This is a genomic window from Mesorhizobium abyssinicae, assembly GCF_049887195.1.
Classification (GTDB): Bacteria; Pseudomonadota; Alphaproteobacteria; order Rhizobiales; family Rhizobiaceae; genus Mesorhizobium; species Mesorhizobium abyssinicae.
On the sequence record NZ_JARAKC010000023.1, the window covers coordinates 19,199 to 41,478 of the forward strand.

General features: G+C 58.2%; 14 protein-coding genes. 3 read left to right on the forward strand and 11 right to left on the reverse strand.

Annotated elements, in window-relative coordinates:
• Positions 1-14 precede the first annotated feature (14 nt).
• Positions 15-1,448: a UDP-glucose dehydrogenase family protein gene (locus PU724_RS28715; protein ID WP_354424987.1), complete on the forward strand. Its 1,434-nt coding sequence runs from the start codon at positions 15-17 to the stop codon at positions 1,446-1,448.
• A 46-nt stretch (positions 1,449-1,494) separates the two neighbouring features.
• Here the strand turns inward: PU724_RS28715 and PU724_RS28720 are convergent, their stop codons facing one another.
• A complete protein-coding gene (locus tag PU724_RS28720; protein WP_354424985.1) occupies positions 1,495-2,289 on the reverse strand; it encodes a 3'(2'),5'-bisphosphate nucleotidase CysQ in 795 nt (264 codons plus the stop codon).
• Positions 2,290-2,440: 151 nt separating this feature from the next.
• On the opposite strand from PU724_RS28720, the gene PU724_RS28725 reads away from it, so the two are divergent.
• Together PU724_RS28725 and PU724_RS28730 are read left to right on the forward strand one after the other, a co-directional pair.
• Positions 2,441-3,208: an FkbM family methyltransferase gene (locus PU724_RS28725; protein ID WP_354424983.1), complete on the forward strand. Its 768-nt coding sequence runs from the start codon at positions 2,441-2,443 to the stop codon at positions 3,206-3,208.
• 86 nt (positions 3,209-3,294) lie between these two features.
• A complete protein-coding gene (locus tag PU724_RS28730) occupies positions 3,295-3,834 on the forward strand; it encodes an NUDIX domain-containing protein (protein ID WP_426213714.1) in 540 nt (179 codons plus the stop codon).
• A gap of 23 nt (positions 3,835-3,857) precedes the next feature.
• Here PU724_RS28730 and PU724_RS28735 read toward each other — a convergent pair whose 3' ends face one another.
• From PU724_RS28735 to PU724_RS28780, 10 genes are all read right to left on the reverse strand, one after another.
• Positions 3,858-4,685: a class I SAM-dependent methyltransferase gene (locus PU724_RS28735; RefSeq protein WP_354424979.1), complete on the reverse strand. Its 828-nt coding sequence runs from the start codon at positions 4,683-4,685 to the stop codon at positions 3,858-3,860.
• Positions 4,686-4,759: 74 nt separating this feature from the next.
• Positions 4,760-6,751 (reverse strand): tetratricopeptide repeat protein, encoded by a 1,992-nt coding sequence (locus PU724_RS28740; RefSeq protein ID WP_354424977.1) that lies wholly within the window; start codon positions 6,749-6,751, stop codon positions 4,760-4,762.
• A complete protein-coding gene (locus tag PU724_RS28745; RefSeq protein ID WP_354424975.1) occupies positions 6,744-8,042 on the reverse strand; it encodes a KpsE/RkpR family capsule polysaccharide export protein in 1,299 nt (432 codons plus the stop codon). Before PU724_RS28745 ends, PU724_RS28740 begins: the two co-directional genes overlap by 8 nt.
• 608 nt (positions 8,043-8,650) lie before the next feature.
• Positions 8,651-9,991 (reverse strand): ABC transporter permease, encoded by a 1,341-nt coding sequence (locus PU724_RS28750; RefSeq protein ID WP_354424973.1) that lies wholly within the window; start codon positions 9,989-9,991, stop codon positions 8,651-8,653.
• Between the two features lie 133 nt (positions 9,992-10,124).
• Positions 10,125-12,512 carry a hypothetical protein gene (locus PU724_RS28755; RefSeq protein WP_354424971.1) on the reverse strand — a complete coding sequence of 796 codons (2,388 nt, stop codon included), beginning with the start codon at positions 12,510-12,512 and terminating at the stop codon, positions 10,125-10,127.
• A gap of 295 nt (positions 12,513-12,807) precedes the next feature.
• Positions 12,808-14,832: a glycosyltransferase gene (locus tag PU724_RS28760; protein WP_354424969.1), complete on the reverse strand. Its 2,025-nt coding sequence runs from the start codon at positions 14,830-14,832 to the stop codon at positions 12,808-12,810.
• Between the two features lie 10 nt (positions 14,833-14,842).
• Positions 14,843-16,828 carry a glycosyltransferase gene (locus PU724_RS28765; RefSeq protein ID WP_354424967.1) on the reverse strand — a complete coding sequence of 662 codons (1,986 nt, stop codon included), beginning with the start codon at positions 16,826-16,828 and terminating at the stop codon, positions 14,843-14,845.
• A 158-nt stretch (positions 16,829-16,986) separates the two neighbouring features.
• Entirely contained in the window at positions 16,987-18,546 is a 1,560-nt protein-coding gene (locus PU724_RS28770) for a tetratricopeptide repeat protein (RefSeq protein ID WP_354424965.1), read from the reverse strand.
• Positions 18,547-18,826: 280 nt separating this feature from the next.
• Positions 18,827-20,425, reverse strand: a complete 1,599-nt coding sequence (locus PU724_RS28775) for a tetratricopeptide repeat protein (RefSeq protein ID WP_354424963.1) — start codon at positions 20,423-20,425, stop codon at positions 18,827-18,829.
• Positions 20,418-22,049 carry a glycosyltransferase gene (locus PU724_RS28780; protein ID WP_426213712.1) on the reverse strand — a complete coding sequence of 544 codons (1,632 nt, stop codon included), beginning with the start codon at positions 22,047-22,049 and terminating at the stop codon, positions 20,418-20,420. The genes PU724_RS28775 and PU724_RS28780 overlap by 8 nt, the downstream gene beginning before the upstream one ends.
• Positions 22,050-22,280 lie beyond the last annotated feature (231 nt).

Consider the following 22,280-nt stretch of genomic DNA (forward strand, 5'->3'; position numbering starts at 1 on the left):
AGATGAGGTCTGAAATGAAAGTTGCCATCTTCGGGTCTGGCTACGTGGGCTTAGTTACGGGAGCCTGTCTGGCCGACGTCGGCCACCACATTGTAGGTGTCGATACGGACTCCGCCAAAGTGGAGCTTTTGCAACATGGCGAAATCCCCATATTCGAGCCCGGACTGGGTGAATTGATCTCCCGCAATGCGGAACAAGGCCGCCTATCATTCACCACCGATCCGGCAGACGCGCTCCAGGATGCAGAGCTTGTTTTCATTGCAGTCGGCACCCCGTCCGGAGAGAATGGCTCAGCTGACCTGAAGCATGTACTGAGTGTGGCCAAAACGATCGGCGACCACCTAGCCGGCTATGCTGTTGTGGTTGACAAGTCCACTGTACCCGTCGGGACAGCCGAAAAGGTTCGCGCCAGAATCGAGGAGCGGCTCGAGAAGCGTGGCGTTGACATCTCTTTCGATGTCTGTTCCAACCCAGAATTCCTCAAGGAAGGGAGCGCCATCGAGGATTTTTCTCGAGGAGCACGAATCGTCGTGGGGACGGACTCGGAGCGCGTTCGGGAGGCGATGCGCGAATGCTACGCCCCCTATAATCGCAATCACGACAAGCTCATGTTCATGGGCATACGAGAAGCGGAACTGACCAAATATGCCGCTAACGCGATGCTGGCGACAAAGATCAGCTTCATGAACGAGGTCGCCAACATAGCCGAAGGCCTCGGGGTGGACATCGAGCAGGTTCGCCGCGGCATCGGTTCCGATCCACGCATAGGCTATCACTTCATTTACCCAGGTGCGGGCTATGGTGGCTCATGCTTTCCGAAGGATGTCCGGGCGCTGGTCCATATGGCACGCAGCGTCAATCATGAGCCGCATCTTCTCGCCTCGGTCGAAACCGTGAATGTTGCACAACAGCAGACGCTCTTCGCGAAACTATCAGCCGCGTTCAATGGCGAGCTTGCGGGCCGGACAATTGCGGTATGGGGATTGTCCTTCAAGCCGAACACCGATGACATGCGCGACGCGCCTTCCTGTGTTCTCATCGAAGCCGTAGTCAACGCAGGGGCCACGGTCAGGGCATTTGATCCAGAGGCGATGGGCGAGGCAGAACGTCGTCTGGCCGGTGTGGACGACATTGTTTTTTGCGCCACCGCAAAGGATGCCGTTCAGGGCGCCGATGCGCTCGTAATCTGCACGGAATGGAAACAATTCCGGGTCGTGGATTTTCATTGGTTGGCCAAGACCCTTACGTTTCCAATCGTTGTAGACGGGCGCAATCTCTATGAGCCGGCGGAGGTCATGAAGCACGGCCTGCTGTATTACGCCGTCGGACGCGGCGATTCTCTTCAATCCGGCAGTACCGCAAGATCGGAGACTCTTCTTGCAATGTGGGACACCCTGGCACGGGCAAGCGATGATCTGCTCTCTGAACAGGTCAGGTCGGGCACTTGAACAAGGTTTGCAGGGCTCTCTATCTCGTGAGGCCGAATGGTGAGGATCACTCGAAATGCAAGATACCGGCCCGAAAAGCCGAAACGAAGGCAGCGTGCCGACGAGGACCTGCACCGATTAGTGCCGGACGACTTACCGACAGCCCGTTGTAAACCAACCTGGCACCGTCAGTCGTGGTGAGATATCCGCCCGCTTCCGACAGGATAAGATCGGCAGCGGCGATATCCCAATCGCGTGCGCCCGCCTTCACCAGCGCAGTGTCGATCGCACCAGTGGCTAGAAGAGCTAACCGCAAGGCCAGGGACGAGGAGCTGCGGATCCAGACGGCTTCGGGCATATCCGCGGCCGCCTCTTGCATAACTTTCTTAGGGCCGGTGAAAGCGCGAACGCTTTCCAGCGAGCCATCGGATACCGACAACCGCTGGCCGTTAAGAGAGGAGCCACCGCCGAGCACGGCATCGTACAGGTCGTCAGTTGCCGGCCGGAAGAGTACGGCAGCGACGGGTCGACCATCCTCCACCAAGGCAAGTGATATCGTCCACTCGTCCGTTCCAGCCACAAAGCTTCGTGTCCCGTCGATTGGATCTACTATCCAGACCCGCCGGCAGCTCAGCCGATGGGAGGAATCCGGTCGCTCTTCGGACAGCCATCCAATGTCCGGTCTGAACGACGTAAGCCGCCCCCTGAGGAACGCTTCGAGGGCAAGGTCCGCTGCGGTAACGGGCGACTGATCTGGTTTCAGAGACTGATTAATGTTTCCGGCTTTGAAGAACCTCAATGCGATTAATCCCGCTTCAAGGATCGCACCAACCATCAAATCGCGCGCTTTGAATAAATCCACGAAAACTTTCCCATTTTTTTGCTTAGATGTAGATTGCCGGCTATCCAACTTATTTCTAAAGTTTCGTCGTTTTTCTGCGCAACAATATTGACCTGAGCTGATACTCTGATACCTATTGCTATGTAACGAAAAACACAGGATCGGCAAAGCCATGAGCCTGAAAAAAAGACTCGGCTGGAAAGGCATTGCTAGTATTTCTGAGTCAATCTTCTCCGCACCTGAACCGCGTAACACCAAATTCATCTATGCGTTGGTGCGCAATTACATTTTCGATGAATTGAGCCGCCAGGGGGTTGTCCGTTTCGTTCAAGTGGGGACCAACGACGGTATGGGGACCGATCCTTTGCGTCGGCATGTCCTCCGTCGCGGCTGGCAGGGCCTTCTCATCGAGCCGGTCCCCCAGGCCTTTGACAGACTAAAATCCTCTTATGGGGCGCCGTCCGGTGTGGATTTCGCCAACGTGGCGATTTGGCCGGATGAAGGCGAGAAGACGATGCATGTGGTTAAGGGTTGCGACGTTCTCAGCAGTTTCTCGTTGGAAACGATATTGCGCCACGAGCCGAAGTACGACGATCTGCGATCCGAGATTTTCACGATCGAGGTGCCAACCCGCCGTCTCGCCACCCTCCTCGTAGAGACCGGCCATTCAGAACCGCACGTGCTCGTCGTTGATACTGAAGGGTGCGACGCTGTCGTGCTGCGCACCTATGATTTTTCAAGCCACAAACCCAACGTCGTGCAGTTCGAACATGTGCATCTTTCGGCCGAGGTGTCGTCCGACCTACGCGATTGGCTAACGGGCCTTGGCTATGCCCTGCTCTTTGATAGGCATGACGTACTCGCCCTTGATACGACCCGTTTCGATCCTGCATTGGTGCGATTTTGCCAGGATCTTCTATCAACTGCACGTGCAAACTGAAGGATCGCGCCTGAGAATTTGTGCGGTGAGCGACGCAAAGCTGAGAGAGCTATCCCGTCTTAACGTACAAGAGCTCCCGCGAAATGATGGAGGGCCGCGTGGCCGTACTGAATGTAAGCGTCCTCGTTCGCGACTCCAAAAGACGCACACTGCTTCAGTTCCGTGATGCGTTCGCTCCTGTCTTCGCTTTGCGGTGGGGTTTGTGGGGCGGCCGACTATCGACGTCGGACGAAACCCCGGCCCACGGTGCCGCCCGTGAGATTAGGGAAGAGCTCGAGCTGGACGCAACGCCAGAAGATTTCAGCCTCCTGGATGTGCGGACCTCCACGAAGGGAGATTCCTGCCTTTTGCTATTCCGCCATGCTGTCGAATGGGGTGACTTTCGGGTCCGGGAGGGGGCAGGAGCAGCATATTTCTGGCGGAGTGAAATCGTTCGGCTACCCTTGGCCAAGCCTGTCGAGGCGCATCTCGTGACCGCGCCGGAACTTTTCGGCGAAGCCCCTGCGCTGCGCCGCGCAGGGATCGGTACCGCTCCGGGGGGCCAGGCTCCTGCTCCTGCAGGAATTGCCACCTTGCCTGGCCCCCTACAGATGTCTTGGGAAAAAGACAAACTGAGAGAGACCTGAGCTTTTCCTAGGCCAGGACGCTCCTATCCCGCCATGTCAAAGAATGCGTTGCGCGCCTCAAAGAACTCGCGAGCTATCGAGTCCCGTGTATCCGATAACGCTTGACGCGCCCCGCTGGCCACGTAACTCTTTCCTCCGATTTTACGCAGGAAGATCGTGTTATTGACCGTCTTTATTTCTTCCATGAGTCCAAGATCAACAAGCTTACGTGTAAATTTATACACAGTATAATGCTTGCCGAGCGGTGTGAGTTCGCTGATCTTCTTTGCGCCCTTCGACTTCACGTATTTTTCAAGCCGGTCTGGCGGATACTGAATGTACTTGTCAGTACTCTTGTTTTCACAGTCATCTAGGATAATGATCCCGCCGGGCACTATCCTATCGTAAAACTGCTCAAAATCGCGATCTAGTGCGCCATCGGCGTCAACAAAGAAGAGGCCTATGGCTGCGTCCAAGGGAACTGTCGTTGCGATGTCCTGCTGACCCACGACGATGATATTTATATCTTCCCCCAGTCCGAATGCCGCCAAGTTCTCCTGGAGGACTCTCACGTTGGTATTCACATCAGAGCTTTTCAATGCATTCGAAGCCGTGAAGACGTCGGCTGAGTAGATCAGATCCTGCCGCCCGGCGACTTGACGCCCGAGGGCTATCGAGATCGTGCTACCCCCTTGGGCGGGACCGATATCTACGTAAATTCCTTTCTCGACATCAAGCGCCGCTTCATAGATCGCCTTGTATACATCGGACTTCAGCATTCCGGCGGTAATCCGCCGAATTTTTTCGAACGTCTGATCTGAGATTTCCTCGTGTGTCATAACGTCATCTCCTAGGGCGGTTTGGTTTTCCATCGTAAGTTCCTTCTCAACCAAAGTACTAACCAAGACAACAATCCTATTATTTGCTATTATAATTCAGTGCTCAGTCATGCCGCAGCGCGGATGCAACTCCAGAACCCCCCTGCAAAACGCAGATTTTCCGGCGGACTTGCCAAACAGATGCGCAGATTAGCCAGGTAGGCTGCGCGCCACCGCTCTGCGAAGGGGAGCAGGTCCTCGTCGGGACGCGGCGACGGCAGAGGCGCGATAACGCATTCGATGCGGCCATTCTGCCAACGCGGTGCGTAGAAGATGGAAGGCACTTCGGCACGGTGTGCTGCCCGAGCTGCAAAGCTGGAATAGGTGATGTCCTGCCCCTCAAAGGGTATCGTAGGCGAACCGATTTTTCCCGATCCATCGACAGCGATGGCGACCGCATAGTGAGAATCCAGCGCCTTTAGACATGCCTTAACGACCTGTGAATCGGTCTGATCGCTTGTGGAGATGACCGAGGTGGCGTAGTGCGCGTCGGCGATGCTTGGCGTCGAGGCGACCCAGCGCGATGGGAGGCCTAGGAGTTCAAGGAGGATTGGCCCTGAGAACATTGGACCAAGGTGGGCAGTGGCCACAATAAGGCCGCGTCCTCTGTACGGCCTGAGGGCCGCCTCCGCCGGGGTGAGGTCCGCCAGCAGGCCCATGGCTTCCTCGGCTTGCTGTTCGCGGCATTCCAGCCATTCGATGATAAGGAGGTCGGCAAGTAGACCCCACCGGGCCCGCCGCTCCCATTCGGCTCGGTCGGTTCCTTCCTGAACCTGGCGCAGTCGCCAAGCCCAATCGAGCCTTGCCTGAGGGATTTTTGCTGCTTCAAGCTTGTTGCTGAGTCCAGCCAGCGCCTCATCAAAGGTCGGTTCGAGGGCGGCATTGCGTTTCGCGATCATCGCCTTGAAGACTTCCGAGGCGTCAGCTTGTCGACCCGCTTGGCATAGGGCGCCAACCGCCTGGCGGTGCGTCGTCCAGCTTTCGGGCGCATCGCGCAAAAGCTGGACATATTGATCGGCGCATTCCTCGTACCGACCAGCGTAGCGCAGAGCCCGGGCGTAGAGCTTGACTGTCTTTGGCGACTTCATTTCGCTGTCGATGGCCTTTTTGAGAGGGCCAATGGCATCCTGATGCCGACCAGCTCGAAGCAAGGCCTCGCCGTAGAGGGCGTTAATGCGCCCGTGTTCCGGCTCCTTCTCAACCCCGGCGCGAAGATGCTCAACTCCCCGGGATGCAATGTCTTGCGGTCTGCCGGCCGCCAACATGGCTTGGCCAAGGTGAGCCCGGATAACGCCGGAGTCCTTGCCAGCCGCAATTGCGGCTTCTGCCATGGCTATTGCCTTGTGCGCCATGCCAGCGGCAAGCAAAGCTTCAGTCGCAATTGCAGCGTGGTGCGGGGCCGGGAAATCAGCCGGCTCGAGTGCCCTCGCAATCTCGGCGGCTTCCTCGGCAAAGCCACCGCGCAGGAGGGCCGTCATAACGACGTAAGCCTCGCGCGATTTTGGCGCCAGGCGAGGTTTGAGATGGCAGGCAATGTCCGCGGCGGCCGCTATCTGGCGGGCCAGTGTTCTGTATTGGACGCGGCTGGCCTGCATGGCAATGTTGTCGGGCTCGGCGGCCGCAGCCATGTCTAAGTGAGCAATTGCCTCATCCCAACGCTGCAACCGGGCCAGCACGCTGGCTAGCGTGCGTCGGGCATCCACCAGGTCGGGATAAGCCATAAGGAGCTTTTCAAGGACCCCCGCCATGGCCACCCAACGCTCGGCTTTGTGGAAGGGCTTTAAAAGATGGCGGCGTATTGCCGCCTCCCCTTTTGCATCCCGTATGAGAGTCGCATCTAAAACAATGGCACCCTCGTCTCCGCTGCGAATTTCGGCTATTTGCACCATCAGCTTGTCCGGCGCGGTCAGCACGGATCCCGCTTCAACCGCCGCTTGGAAGTGGGCCAGGCATCGCTTCCAGTCTTCGCGTGCGAAGGCCTTCCTCGCTTGTGTCTCAGAAGGCGCGCCGCGGGGTGCCGCGCGAACGCTTGCAATTGGGCTGATCTGCGGTTCATGCATAGCGGAAACTGCGGTACAGCGCCTGAATAAGATTGTAGCCGCCAGCAAGGCAGCAGCCGCTGCCTAGCGCCAGAAGCAGTACAATCAGAACATTGGGAATGCTCGGCTGTGTTTCGGATACCGGTCGTGCAATGATCGACAAGTATCTCTGCAATGCCATGGCGTTGGTAAACGCCTGTTGATAGGACTGCCTCGCCTGCATCAGGTTGCTGTCGGCGAAGGTCTGCTGGTTGCTAAGTTCGACATAAGTCTTCATCTGGGACGCGAGTGTGTCCCCTTTGCCGCTCATACGAGAACGAAGGTCATTTAAACGGCTGTTGAGCGCGTCCACCTGCTGTTGTGCTGGGGCAAGCATAGGATGTTTGGGATTTCCCTGTGCCTTGATGCCCGCTAGATTCACTTCGGCCGCAGTAAGGTTTGTCTCCAGTTCACTTACCTGGTTAAGAAGCATCCCGGCTTCGGCGGAAGGATCTATATTGCCGTGTTCCAAACGCCATTGCGAGATCTCAGCGTTGGCCGCTTTCCCCTGCTGTTCTGCCTGCTGAACAGCCTCGCGGCTGACCTTTATGGCATCTTTGATACCCTCCTGGTTCATCCGATTGACGAAGTCCTGCACGACTGCGATCAGTCCGTTCGCTACCGCCTCGGAGTCCGAAGGCGAAAGGCCGTCGACTTCCACAACATTGATCTGTTCGATCATGTTGTACGAAGCATGGATCATTCTCAGATATGCCCTGAAAGGATCGTTGCTTGAGCGCTCCCAAGTTCCGGTCAGGAGCTCCAGCGGCGATTTGGGCAGGTATTTCTTAAGGCCGATCTTCTGGTCGAGCTGCTGCATGCAATCGCGGGAATTGATGAAGTCCAGAACCGCCCATCCATCGACAAAACCGGCGGCGGCGCTCGCTGCGCCGTTGCCTTGCGACAACAGGCTGCTCATTGTCGATCCCGTGCTCATTGGAGCCGCGGCCAATTGAGCCGCCTGCACCGAAAAACGAGCCTCCGCTTGGAACTGGGGCACCGCTAGAAAAATGAGATAGGCGCCGGCAACAACAACCGGAACTAAAGCAAGCGCCAGCGTCATCAGGCGCCGGCGTATCCGGTGCCGTTGCGCCTCTGAGCGTAAGCGACGCCGATGGTCGATCGTCGATACCCTCTCGAGCAAGGTGCCATCAGAGGAATCCATCCGCTTCAGAAGGGTCTCCGAAGTCGGCACCATCAAATCCCTCGCCGCTTGGCTGTTCGGCTCGGGATTGTCGAGGAGGGTATCGTCTAATGCAAGCTTCGAGGTCATCGTCGATCCAGAATTTACCCTGCTCATGTATCAGCGCCTTAGTACAATAGTCAATCAGCTGCTCTTCACGAAAAGTGGATAGTATCAGCCCTTTACCAACGATCTCGTCCTCGAAGACTGATCTCCATAGCCGACTAAACCTAGTCTCTTCTATCGGTAAAGATGCGTCGATGATGAACATATCAAATTTCGGAACCAATGCCATGCTGAATGTGTATTCTAGACGTACGTAACTTGGCCATTCGGCTATTCGCTTTTCGATAAATTCAGGAGCTGTCATTATCTCAGAAAGGAAAGTCAGACACTGCTCAGCGTCAATGCCATACAGGGAGCAGATGAACTTAGTCATCTGGACTCCCGTCAGCTTTCCGCGAAGGAAACCCGCGCGGCCGATCGGCCACGAAATAAATCCGCTGCGATGCACGAATCCCTGCCGCGGCGTTTTTAAGCCTGCCAGAACATTGATCAGCGCCGGGTGGTACTCTGGATTGGCTGAGAGCAGCGCGTAGCGCCCAAGTGGGAGCACGAGGTTGGCGTTTTCCAATAGGACATGACTATCCCCAAAAATATGGGGCACATCCAGTACGTTTTCGAGCGTTATCATTATGTTATGTGGGCTGGAGGTTCGGTCGCGCAAGCCGATCTGCAACGAGCGCCGAGATGACAAAAACAGTGATCGAAACCAGAAAGTAGTTCGGGCTGGCGTCCTGCGATTTGTAGGCCACAAAGTAGGCCGATCGCAGAAGTTGAAATCCATGAGCCAGTGGGCACCAGAGGAAGTAACTCCTGTATTCGTACGGCAGTTGCTCCGAGACGAAGAAAACGCTGGAAAACACCTGCAGGAAGCGTTCGATCGCCGACGAAAAACGCATGAAATAGTGCCAACGCGACGCTATACTTGCAAATATTATGCCCATAGACACCGCTATGACCGCTATGCCCGCAATGCACGACAAGGCGCCAAGAACATCATCGGGGAGTGAGATAACCCCCAAGAATCGGCCAAATCCAATCATCGCAGACAAAACGAATAAATACACGAGGAGATAAACTCCTCCTGTCATAACCGACAGCAAAACCGGCGAAATTGGCTCAAGGTTAAGCCATCCTCGCGCACTTACATAGGCTTCGCTGCTTCTGAAGACAATCTGGCGCAGCATAACCCACACGACGACACCGGTCAGGGTAAATGTAACAGTATCCATTCCAAGGACGAACCTCATCCCATTGAGGATGTACATGGATGACCAAAGAACCATTATGACCAACGGGCCGACGAAAAGCCAAATCAGCGCGATGCGGCTGTCTGCTTGAATCAGTAGAAGCCGAAGGAAGAAAAGCGGACCGATAGTCTGGAAGCGGGGCACGGTGCCATGGTGCGTCGGTCGCTGGACGGCATGGAGATAATCCAGAAGCGGCCGAAGACGCGCCAGGTCGGCGGCTTCGTCAGGCAACACTGGTATGACATGGGCTCGATCCTCGCGGGTTGCCCGGCGACGCTCTTTGCGTGCGCGTGTGACCCGCATTTGACGAAGGCGAAGACGGTAACCAGCCTCAAGCTTGGCATCGAATTCGGCAAGACCGTTAGGCAGATAGCCGGAGGCGAACACGTCAACGCCCTTGCGCAGGTCAGCTTCGAGCATTCTGACAGCGCCTTTGACGCGCCGCGTCCAATAGTCCGCAGCGATCTCGGAAAGACCCCGCTCCTTAATGGCAGCGTCGGTGCCATCGTGGACACGCTGGTAGAGTTCACGGCGGTCGGCGTTAGGAAAGGCGGGTAAGCCATTGAGTATAATTTGCACGATCGTGCGGATATCCCGATTTGGCTCGCCGACTAGAGCGCGGATTTGGGTGAAGGCGGCCGAAAGGGCGTTTGCCTGCGGGTCGGTCGGCATAAGGCCGGCCTGACGCTTTTTCCGCCATCCCTCGATCCGATCTTGGTTCGTCATTCGAACCCCGCGGCGGGACATGCTGAGCAAGCCTGTGCACGTCGGGCGACGATGAGGTCAGAATCGGCCGGGCGCCCCACGGGGTCCCGCGTGGTGGTCGTCCAGTCCACGCGCCGATCGCAGTTGTTGGAGCTCATGGAAGGACTACCTGCTCGGAGCAGGCCCAATCGAAGAGTTCGCACCCGTCCAGCGGATCGACATCGAAAGGCTCGCTCGACCGTATTCCGCTGCGCGCGCCGTGGTGGCTCCCTACGCCCCCTCCGCCGGTTGTTCGCGCCGCGATTAACAGGAGCTTCCGGAATCCTAGGGATGGCGCGCTGAGATCCACATCGAGCTCACAATCCTGATCTCTCGCCAGACGGACGGCCTCCACTGTTGGGGACCAAGGGGTTCCGTCATGAAAGTCAATTCCCAGGCCCGCACCAAGGTCCGAAATGTTCACTCGGCTGTTGTCTTGTTCCAAGGCGATGGCGCGATTGTAGCGAAGGCGAATGGTCCGCTGGCCAATCCAATAGGCTTCCTCTACTCGCAGCGGCTCTCGCTGATGGCCCCAAAGGTCGTCGAGCAGAAATCGGCCGAACAATTGGCCGATGCGCCGGTAGCCCGAGGCTTTGAGATGCATTGACGCGCGCTCCGGCCGCGCCTCCGGCGGCGCAAAATACACGGGACCTACGCAGTGAACATATTGGTTGTCGAACCTGGCGTTGAGCTGGGCCATGGCTAGCTCAGGCGTTTTGAAGCGGGCGGAGCCCCGGTTGGTTTGCGTCAGATAGAGACGAACCGGATCGGGTTGCCCGGTTAGTGCGCGAATGTCAGCGTCATATTGAACCTGGAGCAAAGACAGCCCACGGCGGTAAGCAGAACCTGAACTATTGCGAGCGGCTTCGTATTCCCCATGCAACAAGCAGATAGCCGCCACCTCAAGCCGGCGCTTCTGGGCACCAGCGATCTCCCTCGCCCGGTGGACTAGACGCAGCACTTCGCGGTGCTGGGCCGAGCCGCGGAGGAGACCGTCTTCGTCCGTCTGACCAGCACCGGATATGCCCGTTCCTCCTTTGGAGACCGAGAAGAAAAGCATCGGCGGCGCGTCTTGGAAACGGGCCGACGCATTTCGGATCAGCTGGTCGGCTATTCCCGCGCAAGGCGTCTCCTTGGCACCGCCCCCGCCGCGCTCGCGCAGATCGACGAAACTAGCCACGTCTCGTCCACGTGATCGCAGGCCGACGTCGAACATCAAGGCCTTGCCTGGATGTTCCGGAACATGGGAGACGGTGATATCATCGGGGTCGCCATTGAAGCCATTGGCCCAGGCGCCGCCTAGAACGATAACCGCAAAAATGCTCGATGCATGATCGGGAAGATAGCTTCCTGTCCTAGCATCAAACGCGTATGCGCGCGGCGTTGCTACGGTTGCCGGCGCAACAACCGCCTTCCCAACCGTCTCCTTGGGCGTGTTTATCTTTGGTGCGCTGCCCGTTTTGGATGCTGGTTTCGAAGCCTTGTCGGGATGCTTTACTGTCTCCGCTGCCGGCGCATCGGCCCTCGCCCTTTCGAGGCGAGAACTCCCAGCTTTCGGCACTTTCCTCTTGGGCGACCGGTCGACGATCCCGGTGCAGAAGTCAAACAGGATTTCACCGAGTGGCAAGTAGTACGGCGCATTCCAGTGGCGTCGATCGTCCATCAACACCTTGTCGACCCCCTCCTGCGCCACAAACGGGGCAAAGTCGAAAGCCGGGATGTCCAGTCTGCGCGCGACTTCGATGCAATCTCCTTTGAAACCCGCTGGCCATTGAACAGGACGGCCGTCCGGCATGAACATGAAATTGTAGAGGATCATTCCCATCGGCATGTCGAGCCGGTCGCGCAGGTCAGCCACGGATTTTGTCATTTCGTCGACATTAAGCGACCGGGACAACGTATGCCTGACGACGTCCGGAACGTGCTCCCGAACATTCCCATATTTGAATATAGCGTTGTAAAGCTCTTCTGAGAGATCTTTTCGAGCGCCTTCATTCGATTCCAGGAGAGCCTTTCTCCAGCTGCTCACCAATTTTTTTTCGGCGGAAAGCGCTGACAACTCTTCTTTGATAAACTCATCAACCTTGTTTACGTTGAGCAACGCTTTATCGAATATCAGCTCCGTAGGCGTTGACATTCCAACCAGCGCAAGGTCACTCCCAAAGATGAGTTCCGCTTTCTCAGGGCTCGGCGGGTCGACAAATTCGCCGTAAACAATGTTCTTCAGCCAATCAGGGAAGTTCAGCTTCCCAGTTACAAAATCGATAAGTTGATGATTTGTATTTGCGGATAGGGAGAATGGAGTACCCCGCAGTCCCATTTCAGTGAAGATGCTGGCCTGCTGTTCTTTTCTCAAAACGGCATTGATCGGGTTATGAAGAAAGCAGCCGCCGAACGGCAGCGTCCTGATTGAAGCCGTTCCGCCATGGATTTCTCTCGGCGCATCGATGGCGGGACCTCCCGGCGCATCGGCAAGTATTGTTTTGTTCCGGGTCAACATCATGAGCCTCCAAATCCAAGGCTGACCTGATAGCCCTGAGCAGTATGGGACCGACCAGACGCCTCGCCTGCAAAAGCAAGCCCCGACTGAGCAATGTTCGCCTTCTGGAAAGATCCGAGGGACCGAGCCGTCATTAGGCGGGCCATGACGCTCAGACGAATGTCATTTCTCCCCGTTGCCGCTTCGTCTCGATCTCTCACCGTCGCCGCAGCACAGGACGAGCGGAGTCGCGGCACTCTTGCCAAAGATGGATCCTTATCCGACTTGAGAAGATCCCTCGTATTCAACCGTAGGCCTTTCATTCGAGGTAGCTCTGAACGGTCAGCTCGAGCATTCGGCGAACGGAGAAGCGCGCATTTGCCCATTCCTTCAGTGACTCGGCCAATTCAGCTCTTTGGCTCGTATCGCGGCGCCAGGCGAGCACGGCGTCTGCCACGGCCGCTGGTTCAACATCGATCGACGGCAGAACGGTACCCGTGACACCTGGCTCGAGCGCCTCTGCAGACCCGCCCGCAGGCGTTGTGACGACTGGTACGCCGCACATCTGCGCCTCGATCAACACATTGGGCAAACCCTCGTATCTGGAGAGCAGCAGCAGCACGTCCATCTGCGAGTACCAGAATCCGACATCGGGTTTTGTACCGGTAAAGATAATGCGATCACCGATCCCAAGGCCGCGCGCGCGCTCAATCGCACTTTCCAGAAGCGGCCCTTTGCCAAGAACGATGAAGCAAGCCTCCGGGCATCTCGCCAGTATGGCGGCGGCACAATCAACCCAAAGCAAAGGGCGCTTGACCTCGGCCATGCGCATTACCGCGCCCACCACAAATCGCTTGCCAGATGCCGGCAGCAGCGCCGCTTGCGCAGGGCTCTCCGGGGCGGGCGTGGTGTCAGGCGGTGCGACACCATTGGGTATGACGCGGACCTTGTCGTGGCCCACGCCTAGCCAGTCGGCATAGCGGCCGACGACCAGGCGGGAGTTCGAAACCATTGTCACGCCCGGTCGCCTCAGCAAATGAGAAAAGATCGGATGGTATTCTGGTTTGGCCCTATCGTGGCGATCGGTGGGCGGCATGGTACGCACGCCAAGGACAATGCGAGGAATCCCGGCCAGGACTGCCGCAGCCCCAGTCGCCAGAATCGAACCGTCCTGCCAGATGTGGACCACCTCTGGCGATAAAAAACGCAGCGCATCGGCGAGGTGAACGATGCCTTCCCGCATACGGCCGGGCAAATGGGGAAGAAAGGGGGCGACGAATCTCGATAGCGACCGCCGCGGCCGTCCTCCAAAGGGTTGAAACATTGAGTATTCGTGCACCTGCAGGTGGGCGTCACGAAGACGGGGCAGGTAGAAATCATCACCTGCTCGAGAGGTGAGCGAACGCAAGATGAGGGTCAGAGGCCCCTGGAATTCGATCCCATCGATCGGCACCCCAGCCGTGGCGGCGTCGTGGAGGCCAAGTGCTGTTACCGCGAACTGGCGCTCAGCCCCGCCCGCAGCAAGCGAGCCGCCAATCATCACGACAGGACCCAGTGAGCTAAGCGACCGGTTGTCAGGGACCAGTGAGGGGATTGGCAGGTCATCGCCCAGGACCTTGTGGATCGTCCGAACCAGCATAGCCGAGCGGTGATCGTCTGGCGTGCCTGTCACGCCGACCATCCGTTGGGCATGATTGACCTCGTGCAGTACCGCATTGTGCTCCTGCGTATTGCCGAAGCGGGAAATCAAGACTTCTGCAGCTGTCTCGGCTTCGGAGAACAGGCCCTGCTTAAGTAGGAGTTGGGCAACCTTGATGAGCAGGGAAGCGGTTGCACCGGGCTCCTCGATGAGGTCTCCCAGCAAATCCTCGCCTGCGTCCGCCTTTCCCGCCTCGATCAGCGCCCTGGCAAGCACGAACCGTCGTATCGGTTTTTCCGGAACTTCCGGGAATTTCCTTTCGATGTAGGCTTCGGCTGCTTCAAGCCCCTTGGCTCTGTATATGTCACGTACAACGCGGACAGGCGCCGTGTCAGATTCAGGAAAACGGCGGTCAATCCCGCGCCAGACTAGGGCCGCGCGGGGATCCTGTACCCGCGCCAGAGCTGTGGCCACCAGACGCTGAAGACGCTCATCGTTTGGCTGTTTCCTTATCAGCGGAAACAGTTCACCCAGCATCGGCGTCAGGTCTGCCGTCTTGCGCATGGCTTCCACGCGCGCCTTTAGCTGCGCGTGTTCACTGGACGTCAGCCGAATACCAGTTGCAGCCGTTACTCTGTCGAGTTCGTCGTCTACTATGTCCCGGACCGCGCCTTCTGCAGCGGTTGCGATAGGTACGCTCGTCATTGCCTGTCCATCATAGAGACTCGACTGCTGCTACGAGCGATTTTCCGCTCGGATGGGCCGCATCCCAGGCGCGCGCTTGCGACTCCTGTAGGGTGCGTCGCTCAACGTCGACAGCCAACGCTCTCAAGGAATCAATGGCTGATTGTGTATCCTCTGCCCACACCACGGCCGGGCCGAACACGTCCCGGTAACTCTCGCCGCCAACGACAATCACGCATTTACCGTGTCGCAGGGCCGCCACAATCTGGTAGGGCGACTTGACTGCCTCCTCCTCGGGCGCGAATGGGACAACAATAGCCTCAATCCCTTGGTAGGCGAGGCCAGCACGCCGGCCCGGAGGGGACTTCAAGACTACACTGACCCGCTGGCCTAGGCCGGCAAGCTCAAGTTGGTCCCGCACGGCCTGGATGCGCGCCCCGACCGAGTGAATGACAAGTCTGGCATCGAGCTCGGCCGCGACCAGGCCTTTCACGATGGTGATAAGGCTTTCCAAGTCGACATCGCCGCTATTGTCCCCCACATATCCGAAGACAAACTCGGCATTTTCAGGCGACTTCGATACAGGTTCGGAGGAACTGCGCCCAGGGACGCCATCTATATCCAAAAACACTTTCGGACCGCGTGCTGCGAGGCTTAGCCGGGCAGCGATGGCGGGCGTGCGCGCCACGGCGGCTTGCGCGTAGTGAAGCAAAGAGTCTTCGGTCCGTGACATAATCCGCCCACGCTCGGTGTGGCACTGGCTCTCCTCCGGGGTGGCGCTCCAGCAGTCCAGCAACAGTGGCACACCCAATCTCTGTGATGCCACTACGGCTGGGTAGCTATGCATCAACTCCAGGGGGGCGATGAGAACTGTCGTTTTCAGGCGCCGCATGCATGACATCAAGGCAAGCGAAGTCTGTTGGACGTATTCGTTGGTGACGCCTGGCCGCGCCTTGACAGGCGGAAGAAGGTGGTAGTCGATGCCATCCACATTGCGTGAAGGTGGTCGTTTCGCCTGATCCACGTTGCTGTTGCCGATATCGGGATAGCCGGGGGCGGTAACCACGTCGACTAGTATATCCGACTGTACGAGGCTCTCCGCGACGGCGTGGGTCCGCATCGAAAGTGAGGACCAGTGATATGGGAAGGCTTGCGGAGCAAGAATGAGCACTCGTCGGTTCGCTGACCCCACCGCCGGTGCCCATTTCCGCTTAGAAACGAAGACGAGGCCCGTCGACGCCAGATCGGCCATCGCCAGCATTTCCTGCCCACGGGCCTCCTCTGCTGCATTGAACCTCGCGCCCCGTCCGATCGCCGAACGCAAAAGTTGGGCGGCATTCGTAACCGATCCGGATTCAGCCATCAGAAAAGCAAGACGCTTGACACGGTTCTCGTGCGGATCCACTTCCAGGGCAGCTTCCGCCAAACGAACGGCCTCACTCGGATCATTCCTTCGTGCAAAGGACGCGAGTTCGGAAAGCGCCCTTGCGGCCACAGAATCCCGCAAATGCTGATCGGCGATCCAGCGTTTGGCTTCTTGTAGGCCCTGTTTCCCAGCAATCTCTAACGCTCTTTCTGTTGCTGCGGTGTATTCCGTCACCGAACCGTCAGGGACCAGCAGTCCTTCAGCGTTTTCCTGCTGCTGTCGGTTCTCGCGCAACCATCGCGATATAGCGCTCGGCAGTCCGCCTATCGAACGCCAATCTCGCCACGTCTCGATAAGCAAAGTGCCCAAGCGAAAGGCCGGAGAGGCCTTTACTGCGTCGGCCGAGGCAGTGGACTGTTCCAGCGCTTGCCGCAGGTCAATGTTGGCGAAGTCGGCCGTCTCCCGCGCTTCGCGATAGGTGGTGATGTCTCGCTCTAACCTTTCAATCCGTGACCTCAGCACGCGGTGATTATTGAAGAGTTCGGTTTCAGCAAGGCGCTCTTCGAGCTCCGCAACGCGGGATGCGAGAGCGACCTCAGGCTCTTCTGCAGCCGCCCTACCCGCGGCTAGCTTCATGATCTTGGCCGTCACTGCATAACTCCTGGTCCGGACCTGACGAATAGAGCGGCTTGAGCTAGCGGGAGGCACACGGCCTCCCGGTGAGGATTTTGGGCGAAAGGCCGAAGGAGGTTTGATCCGCCGCTATGCGGGAGGTCGTTCGGCCGGAAAGCGACCCATATTCATCTTGGTCAACACGCCAGCTTGGCGCTCGCCCGGTCCAGCAGCTTTTGCACAGCTACATATTCCGGGCCGGGCTTGATAAAGGGCTGGCATAGAGTCACCAGTTCCTCACAACGATCATGGCGCAACAGATCCCTGGCTACTATCTTCAGCGCAATCGGGTGATCCGGTTCGATATCCAGGACTTGTCGAGCTAAGGGAACAGCTAAGGCCGGGTTGCCAGCCTTCTCAGCCTCCCAAGCGCTTGAGACCGCCCTCTTTAAAACAGCCGGCTTTAGCGCCGTGATCGAGGAATTTTGCCCGTCGATGCGCTGTAGGGTGCGGAAACTACCCATGGCTGCATCAAGGTCCGATGCCCGGAGGGCGTGCTTGCAGGTGTTGAATACCCGCTTGCGAAGGATTTGAACCTGGTCCTTCGGCACGTTCGCCAGCCCGTGGTCGGCCAGCCATTCTAACGCGCGCTGCTCTCGACCCGCACGCTGCGCAGTTTTGATGAGCCGCCCTCGAAGGACGGTGTCATCCGGGGTGATCTCAAGAAGGGTGATCAGTCCCTCCAAAAGCTCCGAGTAGTCTCCCAACTGCCTCGCAACTTGTACGATTTTCTTGGCGGCGCCGAGATTCATCGGATCGAGGACCAGCACATCTTTCCATGCGCCCAAATAGCTCCGAGGTTCCGCATCGCGATCCAAACCACGAGCGCGAGCCAATGCCTCGCGCAGCCGCACCTTGAGGATACTGTCTTGACTCTCACGGGCCTTGGCGTCCCGGCTTTCGGACAGTTCTTTGACCAGTGCCTCGATAGCCTCGTTCTGATCCAATTGAACAAGCCCTCGGACCGCACGATCTTCAAGGTCGTGGCGCAATGCCAGGTAGCGAAGCCGATCAAGGGCTTTTTCGTGCGTCGGTGCGATTGCAAGAACCTTGAGCCACGCGTCGATGGCATCTTTGTGGTCAAGGCGCTCGTGTGCCCAGGCCAGCTTGGCCGCCGCGAGCACGTCTGACGGAGAAAGCCAAAGCACTTCGCGCCAGGCATCGGCATAGGCCACAACGTCCTTGTTTCGGTCCTGGCCTTTGGCTGTCTTTATCGCTTGTAGCACAAGCTGCCGCACACGGCGGGCCAGCACTTCATTCCGCGGAGCGATCCGCAGGCCCGCTACCCAAAGCACCTTGGCAAGGCCGTGATTCCCATCCTTGTCGGCTATCTGCCCCGCCTTGAGAAGCGAAACACCTTCCTTCCAGGCCAGATCCGCAACGGCGGCGTCGAACCAGTCTTCATGAATTTCCAGTTTGGCGTAGATCTGCGCAGCTTGAAGGGTTTGGCCTGCACGGTTGAGCTTGCGCCCGGCGTTGAAAGCGTCACGCGGGCTATGTGGGACTATCGCTGCCCCGGCTTCAGCTACGTCTTTCCACTCTCCGGTGTACGCGGCGGCGCGTGCCAAGTAGAGCAGGCCGAATATGTTGCCCGGCTCCCATCCTAACAGTCTGCGGCTCAAAGTCGCCGTGCCGGGATAGTCCTTATCCTTCCATGCCTGCTTGATCCGGCGGACGGCTTCACCAACTTCCTTCATGTCAACAGGAGGTACTGGCTCGGCTGTCGGCGTTGCAGCCTTTGGAGGCTGCTTCCGTCTTTTCGGCTTCGCCGAAGACTCAAGGGTAGACGATGCTCTGCTTGCTGCACCGGATGCATTTGCATTCTCAACTAATTCTCGGGAACCTACGATCTTCACGTCCGTCTCTCCGATGTCCGCTCTTGCTTCGAGAACCTTTCCGTGAGGTTCGTAGCACTCGTGGCTTGCTCAATACTTCTCGTGACTGCGACGACTACATGTAGCTTTGCAAATGTGCCGCTCAGCTTTCCGTCAATTCAAGTGCCGCGTTACTTCCGTGGCTGTCTTGATCACGCAGCGCTCGAGAAAGGTGGCTAGGCCCCTTATCGCCCCGATGGCGTGCAACCAGGGTGAGCGCCGCAGCATGATCCGGAACGAGTTCCAGCGCCTGCTCGGCCTGGGCGACTGCCCCAGCCCGATCACCCTCAATTTCCGATCTCCTGGCACTTGCGGCCAACGCGTTGGCCAAAGCAAACCGCAGACCGTCCGCCCCGGCATGGTCGACCAGTGTCAGCGTTTGATAACAAGCCAGGGTGAAGTCAAACTCCGAATCCCGCAAAGCGACCTTGCCCGCTTGGAGAACACGTTTGCAAAGTGCATTGAGCCTTGCTTTGGGCAATTCGCCGGTAAGTCGGTTGCGCGCGAGACACTCGAGCGCGCGCTGTTCATCACCGGCGCGCAGGGCTGCCGCAGCCAAGCGGTCGGCCCCGGCCGCCTCTGGTGTGATCTCCAGGTAAGCCGCCCAGCCGTCCACTAAAGCTGCGTAGTCACGCAAGTGGCCGGCTCCGCCAATCACCTTCCGAGCGGCGCGCAGGTTATCGGGTTCGAGGGCTAAAACATCTTTCCAGGCAGCCAAGTAGGCTTTGGGGTTTGCCTCGCGTTTCAACTTTGCGGCCCGCTGGGTTGCCAAACGGATGTCTTTGTCGAGGGCCTTCCTGGCTCTTGCATCTCGCCCAGCGGCCAACACCTTGATGATTGGGTCGAACGTTTCGCCGCGCCCGAGAGCGAGCAGACCCGATATTGCGTGGTCTTCCAGTTGGCCCTTACCGGCGAGGTTGCCAAGCCGCGCCGCCGCTGCCTCGTTATCGGGCGCCAACGAAAGCACCTTCAGCCACGCATCGACAGCGGTGGTCTCGCCTGATCGCTCGCTCGCTCGCGCAAACCTTACGGCCGCCGCAAGGTTGCTGGGGTTAACCCACGCCAAGTCACGGCAAACGTCGGCATAGTCGTCCGGATCCTTATCGGGATCCAGATTGGCAAGGGCCATCTTCAGACCCCGTGTTAGACGTCGCACCTTGCCAGCGAGAATCTGGCTCCGCGGCGCAATTTGGACGCCGGCGACCCATATGACGTTCGCTGCCTCGCTGTCTTCCTTCGTCACGGCGGCTTCGCCTGCGGCGATCAGTAGATCGGCATCCTTGCGAGCCAGATTGGCTGCCTCTGCATCGAACCAGTCTTCCTGCACGTTTAATTGGGCGAAAATCTTGGCCGCCTCCAACGCGCGTCCGGCACGGTTTAGCTTGCCAGCGGCCACGAAAGCATCTTTCGGGCTACTCCGAACCAGTGCTCCGCCCGCTTCAGCAACGTCATCCCAGTCGCCGATGAGCGCGGCCGCGCGGGCGAGATGGACCAAACCCTGAATGGCGCCGGGGTCGGACTGCAAAAGCTGCCGGCTCAAAATAGCCGCACCCGCATAGTCCTCCGCCTCCCAAGCGTCCTCGATTTCTTGTAAGGCAATTGCAATCCTCGTGCCTCTTACCTTCACGGCGAGCTTGGGAGTATTGGGGGTTCCGGGCATATCTTGTTCCTTGTTTTCAAATCGTGTCACGAAATCACCCAACCGAAATGCGCCACTCGTCACGCTGACCCGACAGCACGCGCACGGTGTGCTCGATCATCGACCGAGCCGAGTAACGGGCAGAGATGTGGCGGCGGGCGTAATGGGGAACGGCATCCCCCAAGCGAGCGTGGGTCGCTATCTGGTCAACCTTTGCGGCTATGTCCTCGACATCGATGGCAACTGAGGTCGCCAGTCCCGTAACCCCGTCAACAAAGGTGTCGGTCGCGTTCGCTACCGGCGTGCAGACGACGGGAACCCCGGCTAATTGAGCCTCAATCAGTACGTTCGGGGTGCCTTCATACCGAGAGAGCAGGAGGAACACGTCCATCTTCTTGAGCCAGTAGGTTCCGGCCTTCGTCTGCTGGACCAACAGTAGCCGGCGGGTGAGCCCAAGGGTGCGTACGAGATCACGGACCGTTTCAAAAAACACCCCCGAGCCTATCAACACAAACCGCGCCTTTGGATGCGAATTTAGGTAATACCGGGCGAACTGCACCCATTCCAACGGCCGTTTGTTGGGGTGCATCCGGAAGATGCCACCGATCGTTATGGTGGCATCCCGTGTCCGGGCGTCGAACTCCGACCAGGTTTTCAGTTCGCGCGCAGTGGGGTGGGCAGAATGGAGGTCGGATCCGTTGGAGATCACGTGGAAGGCATCACGCGAACACCCAATCCAGTCCGAATAGGCTGATGCCGCCTTGCTGCTATTGCAGACGAAGGTGACACCCGGCATTGCGGCGAGCGCCGTGTAAAGCTTTTCGAATTCCGGGAGATGTTCTTTCCAGCGCAGAACCGGCGGCATACCCCGGAAATTGAGCACCAGGCGGGGCACTCCTGCAAGCAACGCCGCCACCGCGAAATGCAGAATGGCGTTGTCCTGCCATATGTAGGCGACCTGAATCTTCTGCTGCTGGAACCAGGAGACGAGACGCAGGCCTTTCCGAATGTTCGGGTAGAGCAGCGGCAAGAGAGCCCTGGTCGTCTCGTCGCTTATGAGGCTGTCTTCAAGGCCGGCAGGGGGCAAGTCCTCCAAAGCCCAAACAGGAATGTTCTTGCGTGCGAGAACCGGGCCGAAAAAGTTGAGCGGACGGTTGGTGTTCGGCGTCAGCGAATTGACAACCACATGGAATGGACGCGAGAGCTTCACGCCCGCTATTTTCTGCTGGCTACCCGCCGCCCCGGCAAGCATCTCTGCGGTCCGCGCCATCTGGAGCTCAGCTCCCCCGGCGCCCAGGTGGCCTGTCATGAGTGCCACTCCCGTCAAACGCTTGGTGGGCGGCGGCGGGACCCGGCGGGCCGACTGGGCATCAAGAATGCAGTCGAGCGCGGCCAATGAAGTGCTTTCGCCATGCGCAGGGCGACGGTGGGCTTCCAAAACTTGGAGTGCGCGCACCAAATCGCCACGGAGCCGGCGCAATTCCGGAGACTGGAGGGCACCCTCCTGGCGATCTAGATACGCCAGGGCTTCGTAAGCCCGCCCAGCCTCGACCAACTCGAAAATGGAGGATGCGACTTCGGGTTGCAGGTTTTCGGCGACGGCAAGAACCTTTGCTGGGTCCCCGCCCGTTACGTGGGCAATGCCATTGGCACTGGCTGCGGCCATCGAGAGCGGCACTTCGGACATTTCCATCGTTTCAGCCCGACTTCCTGTTCTCATTCACCCCGCGCCCTTACCCGTCGATCAGCAACCGCCGTCGCAAGCGTGGGCCAGTAGAAAGTGCCTCCGTTGCGCTGACTATGAGTCTTCGCAGGCGGCACGCTATCCACGAACCGTTCATCCGGCCCTCTTTAGTCCGGTGTATCCGGCTTTAACCTGCCGCTATAAAGTGACCCAAAAGACATATCTGCGATTAGA

Bases quoted from the DNA above. Each gene is read 5' to 3' on its own strand.
- PU724_RS28715 (WP_354424987.1), top strand. From the start codon at position 15: ATGAAAGTTGCCATCTTCGGGTCTGGCTACGTGGGCTTAGTTACGGGA.
- PU724_RS28725 (WP_354424983.1), top strand. From the start codon at position 2,441: ATGAGCCTGAAAAAAAGACTCGGCTGGAAAGGCATTGCTAGTATTTCT.
- PU724_RS28730 (WP_426213714.1), top strand. From the start codon at position 3,295: ATGGAGGGCCGCGTGGCCGTACTGAATGTAAGCGTCCTCGTTCGCGAC.
- PU724_RS28735 (WP_354424979.1), bottom strand. From the start codon at position 4,685: ATGGAAAACCAAACCGCCCTAGGAGATGACGTTATGACACACGAGGAA.
- PU724_RS28740 (WP_354424977.1), bottom strand. From the start codon at position 6,751: ATGCATGAACCGCAGATCAGCCCAATTGCAAGCGTTCGCGCGGCACCC.
- PU724_RS28745 (WP_354424975.1), bottom strand. From the start codon at position 8,042: ATGACCTCGAAGCTTGCATTAGACGATACCCTCCTCGACAATCCCGAG.
- PU724_RS28750 (WP_354424973.1), bottom strand. From the start codon at position 9,991: ATGACGAACCAAGATCGGATCGAGGGATGGCGGAAAAAGCGTCAGGCC.
- PU724_RS28755 (WP_354424971.1), bottom strand. From the start codon at position 12,512: ATGATGTTGACCCGGAACAAAACAATACTTGCCGATGCGCCGGGAGGT.
- PU724_RS28760 (WP_354424969.1), bottom strand. From the start codon at position 14,832: ATGACGAGCGTACCTATCGCAACCGCTGCAGAAGGCGCGGTCCGGGAC.
- PU724_RS28770 (WP_354424965.1), bottom strand. From the start codon at position 18,546: ATGAAGGAAGTTGGTGAAGCCGTCCGCCGGATCAAGCAGGCATGGAAG.
- PU724_RS28780 (WP_426213712.1), bottom strand. From the start codon at position 22,049: ATGTCCGAAGTGCCGCTCTCGATGGCCGCAGCCAGTGCCAATGGCATT.